Here is a 6,385-nt window from a genome sequence, read left to right on the forward strand (position 1 = left end):
GCCAATTTTTGGCTTCCCGCCCGAATCCCCTCCGAATCCCCTTAGTCGGTCCGGCATTGGGACGTTATCATCTTGGGCTTTGCCGATTCCAATTTCCGGATTTCATCGTATCCATGGACACAGAACTCCTCGACCGCTCAAACTCGATCCGTCAGCGCATTACCCAGTTGCGGGACAGTCTTTGACTACGATGCCAAAATAGCCCGCTCTGCTGATATTGAGCAACGAATGGCCGCCGCAAACTTCTGGGACAATCAGGAAACTGCTCAGGAAACCGTCGGGCAGCTGAAGTCGCTCAAGGCGATCGTCGCTCCCATGAAAGAGCTGCTGACCGCAGGGGAAGACCTCGATGCTCTGTCAGAGATGGCGGAAGAAGACCCTGAAATCGTTCCCGAGATCGAAGCCGAAATCAGTCGGCTGGAAACCGTTCTGGACGACCTGGAACTGAAAGCGCTGCTCAATGGAGCCCACGATTCCTGTGGCGCCATTCTGACGATCAACGCGCGCGATGGCGGTACCGATGCCAATGACTGGGCCGAGATGATGTTGCGGATGTACACGCAATGGGCTCAGAAAAATGACTATTCGGTTGAACTGCTTGATCGAAATCCGAACCCGGACGCCGGCATCAACAGCGCCACGATCACGATTCGCGGTCCCATGGCCTACGGTTACCTCAAAGGCGAAAACGGCGTGCACCGATTGGTTCGCATCAGTCCGTACAACTCGGAAGGCAAGCGACAAACCAGTTTCGCGGCCGTCGACGTGACTCCGGAAATTTCCGATTCGGTCGACGTTGAGATCGACGAAAGTGATGTTCGCGTTGACACCTATCGCGCTAGCGGCGCCGGTGGTCAACACGTCAACAAAACCGACAGCGCGATTCGATTGACGCACGAGCCAACCGGAGTTGCTGTTCAATGTCAGTCGCAGCGGTCGCAACACAAAAATCGTGCTCAGGCCTGGAAGATGTTGCGCGCGGCGTTGGCCAGAATCGAAGACGAAAAACGCGAAGCCGAAAACGCCGAAAGCTATCGACAGAAAGCCCAAGTCGGATTTGGATCGCAGATTCGAAACTACTTCCTGCATCCTGACCAACGAGTCAAAGATGCTCGGACTGGCCACTACGTTGGCGACTTTCAGAAAGTGCTCGACGGTGACATCCAGGGTTTTCTGGAAGCCTACCTAAACTGGTTGGCCAAAGAAACCAACTAGCTGTTGCTTTCGCCAAAGCCAAATTTTGTGGTTCGCCGTTTTCGCAATAGCCACATTTCATACACAAAAAACCGGGGCTGGCGTTCGAGCGGCTAACGTTGCCACTGCCGTTGCTTGGGATCACACTGCAACTGGAAAACGTTACTGATCGTAGCGCCGAACATCGTGCCGTTGAACTCGCCAATCCCAATGGCGTTGAAACATCTGCCAGTTAACTTTGTAAGTACTCCAAACAAGATTGGCGACAAAGCAGAAGGTTTTGAAAATAAATTGCCTGTTTTAACTCCCAGCCAATTGTTGAGTTGCACATCATCCGGTTCAATTTTTGATCGGCATGATCCTTTGTCACTTCAGGTAGACACTGCGACTATTTCTACTAGACACTTCTGCGTTCAATGTTGGCAACGCCGCATTCTCTGCCAATGAACCGTCGTTGCGTTGATGCTTCCACGTAGTTGGTTGACGATCGATATTGTCTGCTAATGGTCACGATTTGAGTGCGTTGTTTGGGTCACTCGATTGGGTGGTTTAAGGCTCAGGCTCAGTTCCATGATGAAACAATTTACACATGTCAAAATCAACACGACACGTAGCGTGTTAGCCCGAAACTTGCCTTTCTTAGTTTGAACAAACAAGCTAGAAAATATGGACTTTCAACCTCTTACAATGTGTCTGCTATGAATCCCCTTCTTCTGGGTTTTATGAACCTTGAGTATTTGCTGATGGTGCTACTCCCTGGCATGCTTCTCTCCGGCGGAGCTTCCTGGTTGGTTCGTACACGCTTCGCAAAGTACTCAAAGATCCCTTCGACGCGCGGTTACACCGGTCAGATGGCGGCACAGCGACTGTTGGATTTCGCGGGTATTACAGATGTCAAAGTAGTACGAGTCGATGGGGTTTTGACCGATCATTACAATCCATCCACCAAACAACTGGCTCTTTCGTCGGCGGTTTTCGATCGAACTTCCGTTGCCGCGATCGGCGTCGCGACACATGAAGCCGGACACGCGATCCAACACGCGACGGGCTATTATCCATTGAAGTGGAGAAGCGCAATCGTGCCTGTTGCCAATATCGGCACCAAGTTCGGCACCTATGGAATGATGATCGGTTTGGCGATTCTCGCCGCCGGTTCCGCCTTCGGCACCACGGTCTTTATGGTCGGAGCGTTGGCATTTCTGATGTTCGTGCTGTTCCAGTTGGTGACGCTGCCAGTCGAATTCAACGCCAGCAACCGTGCAAAACGCCTGGTCGTGGAAGCCGGCATTGTTGGCGAACAGGAACGCGAAGGTATCGACAAAGTACTTGGCGCTGCAGCGATGACTTACGTGGCAGCGTTTGTCTCGTCTTTGCTGACATTGATTTACTTCCTGATGAAGTCCGGTTTGCTTAACGGCAGTCGCCAGCGCGGATTCTAGAACTCTCTATGTCGTCGCTTTTAAATCGCGGCAGGCGTCGACAAGTTGATCATGGAAAAAGAAAGCTGGTTGGTTCACGAAGTGTGGAGATCCAACCAGCCTGTTGATTTCACGATTCGGGACAGCGTCGAACGCTAGTCCCATTCTTCTTCATCGTCATCTTCCCAGTCTTCGTCGTCATCCAGCTCGTCATCGTCTTCGAGCTCTTCGTCGTCGACTTCTTCCCATTCGTCGTCTTCGAAGTCATCATCTTCATCGTCGACTTCTTCATCATCGTCATCGTCATCGACGTACTCGTACTCTACATCTTCGTCATCGTCTTCATCGGCGTCGACGTACTCATACTCTTCATCGTCTTCGTCTTCATCGTCTTCATCTTCATCGCCGATCTCGTCATCTTCTTCGTCGGCGTCTTCTTCCTCTTCGTCGGCGTCTTCTTCCTCTTCATCGTCGTCGACGTACTCGTATTCCTCGTCGTCGGCGAGTTCATCATCTTCCTCGAGCTCTTCGTCTTCAAGCTCTTCGTCCTCAAATTCCTCGTCGTCGCTTACGAGTTCTTCTGCTTCGTCATCTGTACCTGCGATGAGGTATTCCTGGCGCAGCGTCCAAAACTCTTCCGGATCGACGCCGAAAGCGCGTTGAGAAGTTCGTTGGTTCAGTAGCTCAATGTTGCTTGAAGTATCAATGCACAGATTCACGCTTGGGTCTCCTTAAACGTCACTGCCTTCGTCGAGGGGATGTGGGTCTTCTGATTCTATCGTCTGATTCTGTTCAGGAGTTGCCCACTCGGGCAACCCTTGTCCTGCCAATTGATCGGCTTTGGGCAGTTCCCGGATGCTGGCGAATCCGAAAGTTGCCAAAAATTGTTTGGAAGTCCCATACAGGTAGGGTCGCCCAAGGTTTTCACTGCGTCCAACGATGCGAACCAGTCCGGACTCCAGTAGCTGTCGCAGCATTTCGCCACAGCTAACACCCCGGATGGCTTCTATCTCGGCTTTGATGATTGGCTGACGATACGCAATGATCGTCAACGTTTCCATCGCTGATTTGGAAATCTTTGGTCGACGCGGGATCTGATCCAGCCTGCCAATCCAGTCCGAAAACTGGGGACGAGTGAGCATTTGATAGCCACCGGCGATTCGCTTGATATGAAACGCCCGTCCCAATCGATCGTAATGCTGGTTCAGATCGCGAATCATGGTACGCGACTGAGTTCCGTCTTCAAGTCCCGCAAGCTGGCTCAATTTTCGTGACGTCAATGGAGCTCGCGCCATCAGCAAAACCGCTTCGAGCCTGCGACGGGCCGCTTTGAGGTCTGGTTCGACCGATGTGCTCTGGTTTGACGTTGAATCTGACATAAAATGCCAAAGAAGGTTTAGGATGGCGAACCAGAGTCGGCCCGACATCGCTATCGGGTGCTCGACGCTTCCGATCAGCTTTCGGACCATGTTTCGCGAAGTATGTCGCGTGCTCGAACCAAAATCAATACGTTTTTACCAGCGTCTGCTCCCTTACCGGGACCGCCGCGGAACTACCTATGGCCAAGAAAAAACAACGAAACGGCCGACTGTTCGTAATTATCACCGTGATTTCGACCATCATCATTGTTCCGCTGACCTACGCGATTCTGTCAGCCTACGGTGAAAAGTCTGGTATCGAGTTCTCTCCCGACGATTTCTCAATGCGACGATTTAACTACTGCAATTTCCCGATCGTCAACTGGACACGGCGCGGGATCAAGTACACGGACGTCGAAAATGGTACGGCACTGATGCTGATCGACGATGACTGGATCCGTGAAACGGGACGGACTCCAAAACGTTGGCATCTGGTCAGCGAAAATGGCGGGAACTTTTCGACCACCAGAAAAATCTCTGCTGACTGCGACGCCCGGTTCCTGACAAACTATTTCGACCTGTCCAACAACGAAGGTGAAATCTACGTCTCCAAATGGACGGATGACAATCCGGACTCGGCGAAGATTTTCTGGCCATTGATCGCAGAGATGGCACGCGACGATTTGTACCTTCCGATCCCTGAGTTGATCGAATTCGTGCTGGACTATCCGGATCCGGACAAAGACGATGAATTTCCGGTGAAGCTTCGAAAACGTGTTGCCGATGCGTGGTATCAAGCCGGACTGACCGACCAGCTCAATGGTTCCCACGAGAAAGCTACGGCTCGTTTCGACATGGCAATTGCTACCGGCGAAGGCCATGAGCGTGCCGAACAGGCCAAACTGGATTCCGAATCGGCCTCCTCGCCATGAGCCCCATTTATCTCGACCACAATTCGACGACTCCGATTGACCCATTGGTCGTCGAAGCCATCAACAAAGCGTTTCAGGCGGGCTATCTCAACCCTGCCAGTCAACACCGCGAAGGCCAACGTGCCCGCCGTGAAATCGAATCGCTGCGACGCAAAATCATGGATATGCTGGGCGGAAAATCTCACTCCATGCAAGCCGACCAGTTGATCATCACCAGCGGCGGCACCGAAAGCAACAACCTTGCCTTGATCGGATTGGCCCATCACGCTGCGGCGAAAAATGCTGCTAACGTCAAGTCACGAATCCTCGTTTCGGCGATTGAACATCCCAGCGTCATTGGTGCCGCAGAAGCGTTACAGCGTCAGGGTTTCGAAGTCGAACAAATCAAAGTCGATGAAAATGGAGTCGTCTGTCTAAATGATTTGCGGCAGCGACTGGAAAACGAACTGGCACTCCCGGTGGCCCTGGTCAGCATTATGCTGGCCAACAACGAGACTGGAGTCATCCAACCGGTGGCCGCAGCCGCTGAAATCTGTCATCAGCATTCTGCGCTACTGCACACCGACGCAGTGCAGATGGTTGGGAAACTTCCGGTCAATTTCACCGACATCGGTTGCGACGCCATGAGCTTCACGGCTCATAAACTTCACGGGCCGCGCGGCATTGGTGGACTGCTGCTCAAACACGGGCTGACTGTTGAACCGATTCTCTTTGGCGGGTTTCAACAAATGGCCATGAGACCTGGCACCGAAGACGTGGCGCTACTTGCCGGAATGCATCGCGCGATTGAGCTCGCGGTTGAGGATCCCGAGCGTGGTACTCGCATGAACCGACTTCGCGAACAATTGGAATCCGCCCTGCTGCAAAACTTCGACGTCACAATCAACGGCCAGCACGCGCCCCGACTGCCGCACACGACCAACGTTTCGTTCACCGGGATTGATCGTCAGGCATTCCTGATGGCGGCCGACATTGAAGGTCTGGCAATCTCTACCGGTTCTGCCTGCGCTAGCGGATCCAGCGAACCTTCTCCGGTTTTAACGGCAATGCAAGCCAACAACGATGTTGTACTCGGTTCCATTCGCATCAGTTTGGGAGCCACGACGACCGAAACCGAGATCGAAGCTGCTACGGCGAAGATCAGCTCAATTGTGGATAACCTGTCCAAACTTCGTTCGTAAACGGTCAGCAACTGGTCGATAGATAGTCAGTATTCCGGATCGATGGATCCACTCAATTTCGCGAGCTTTGTGGATGCTGAACCTGAGATCGAATGTTGCTCCCGAATCGGTGTTTGAGTCTGGCAGTTCCGGGGATTCTGGATCCGATTTTTGACGAGGCTGAGCCACCTCATAAAAGTCGATTTCGATCGAAAAATTTCGGGTTGGAAATGAACTTCTGGCCCTCGTGAAAATGGCAAAAACTGGTAGAATAAGGGGCTATAATTTGTACGCCTCACCAGCACCGAAAGCTCCCCTTTTTA

Annotated in this window: 6 protein-coding genes; 4 read left to right on the plus strand and 2 right to left on the minus strand. The window is 52.4% G+C overall.

What is annotated here, in order from left to right:
* Positions 1–113: 113 nt before the first annotated feature.
* Both prfB and MFFC18_RS24670 read left to right on the plus strand, forming a co-directional pair.
* A protein-coding gene (gene prfB / locus MFFC18_RS24665) for a peptide chain release factor 2 (protein WP_390176070.1) occupies positions 114–1,215 on the plus strand; the annotation gives its coding sequence in 2 pieces (ribosomal slippage) (positions 114–182 and positions 184–1,215; 1,101 coding nt in all).
* 677 nt (positions 1,216–1,892) lie between these two features.
* Positions 1,893–2,633 (plus strand): zinc metallopeptidase, encoded by a 741-nt coding sequence (locus tag MFFC18_RS24670; RefSeq protein WP_075085773.1) that lies wholly within the window; start codon positions 1,893–1,895, stop codon positions 2,631–2,633.
* A 134-nt stretch (positions 2,634–2,767) separates the two neighbouring features.
* Here the strand turns inward: MFFC18_RS24670 and MFFC18_RS25160 are convergent, their stop codons facing one another.
* Entirely contained in the window at positions 2,768–3,331 is a 564-nt protein-coding gene (locus tag MFFC18_RS25160; protein WP_075085772.1) for a hypothetical protein, read from the minus strand.
* 12 nt (positions 3,332–3,343) lie between these two features.
* On the minus strand, positions 3,344–3,991 hold the full coding sequence (scpB, locus tag MFFC18_RS24680; RefSeq protein ID WP_075085894.1) for an SMC-Scp complex subunit ScpB: 648 nt from the start codon (positions 3,989–3,991) through the stop codon (positions 3,344–3,346).
* Between the two features lie 179 nt (positions 3,992–4,170).
* Here scpB and MFFC18_RS24685 point away from each other — a divergent pair, with 179 nt between their 5' ends.
* Together MFFC18_RS24685 and MFFC18_RS24690 are read left to right on the plus strand one after the other, a co-directional pair.
* Positions 4,171–4,902: a hypothetical protein gene (locus MFFC18_RS24685; protein WP_075085771.1), complete on the plus strand. Its 732-nt coding sequence runs from the start codon at positions 4,171–4,173 to the stop codon at positions 4,900–4,902.
* Complete coding sequence (locus MFFC18_RS24690; RefSeq protein WP_075085770.1) at positions 4,899–6,083, plus strand: cysteine desulfurase family protein; 1,185 nt, start codon at positions 4,899–4,901, stop codon at positions 6,081–6,083. The genes MFFC18_RS24685 and MFFC18_RS24690 overlap by 4 nt, the downstream gene beginning before the upstream one ends.
* Positions 6,084–6,385: the final 302 nt, after the last annotated feature.

Source organism: Mariniblastus fucicola, from assembly GCF_008087665.1.
Taxonomy (GTDB): Bacteria; Planctomycetota; Planctomycetia; order Pirellulales; family Pirellulaceae; genus Mariniblastus; species Mariniblastus fucicola.

Coding starts and splice junctions, on each gene's coding strand:
- MFFC18_RS24670 (WP_075085773.1), top strand. CDS start 1,893: ATGAATCCCCTTCTTCTGGGTTTTATGAACCTTGAGTATTTGCTGATG.
- scpB (WP_075085894.1), bottom strand. CDS start 3,991: ATGTCAGATTCAACGTCAAACCAGAGCACATCGGTCGAACCAGACCTC.
- MFFC18_RS24685 (WP_075085771.1), top strand. CDS start 4,171: ATGGCCAAGAAAAAACAACGAAACGGCCGACTGTTCGTAATTATCACC.
- MFFC18_RS24690 (WP_075085770.1), top strand. CDS start 4,899: ATGAGCCCCATTTATCTCGACCACAATTCGACGACTCCGATTGACCCA.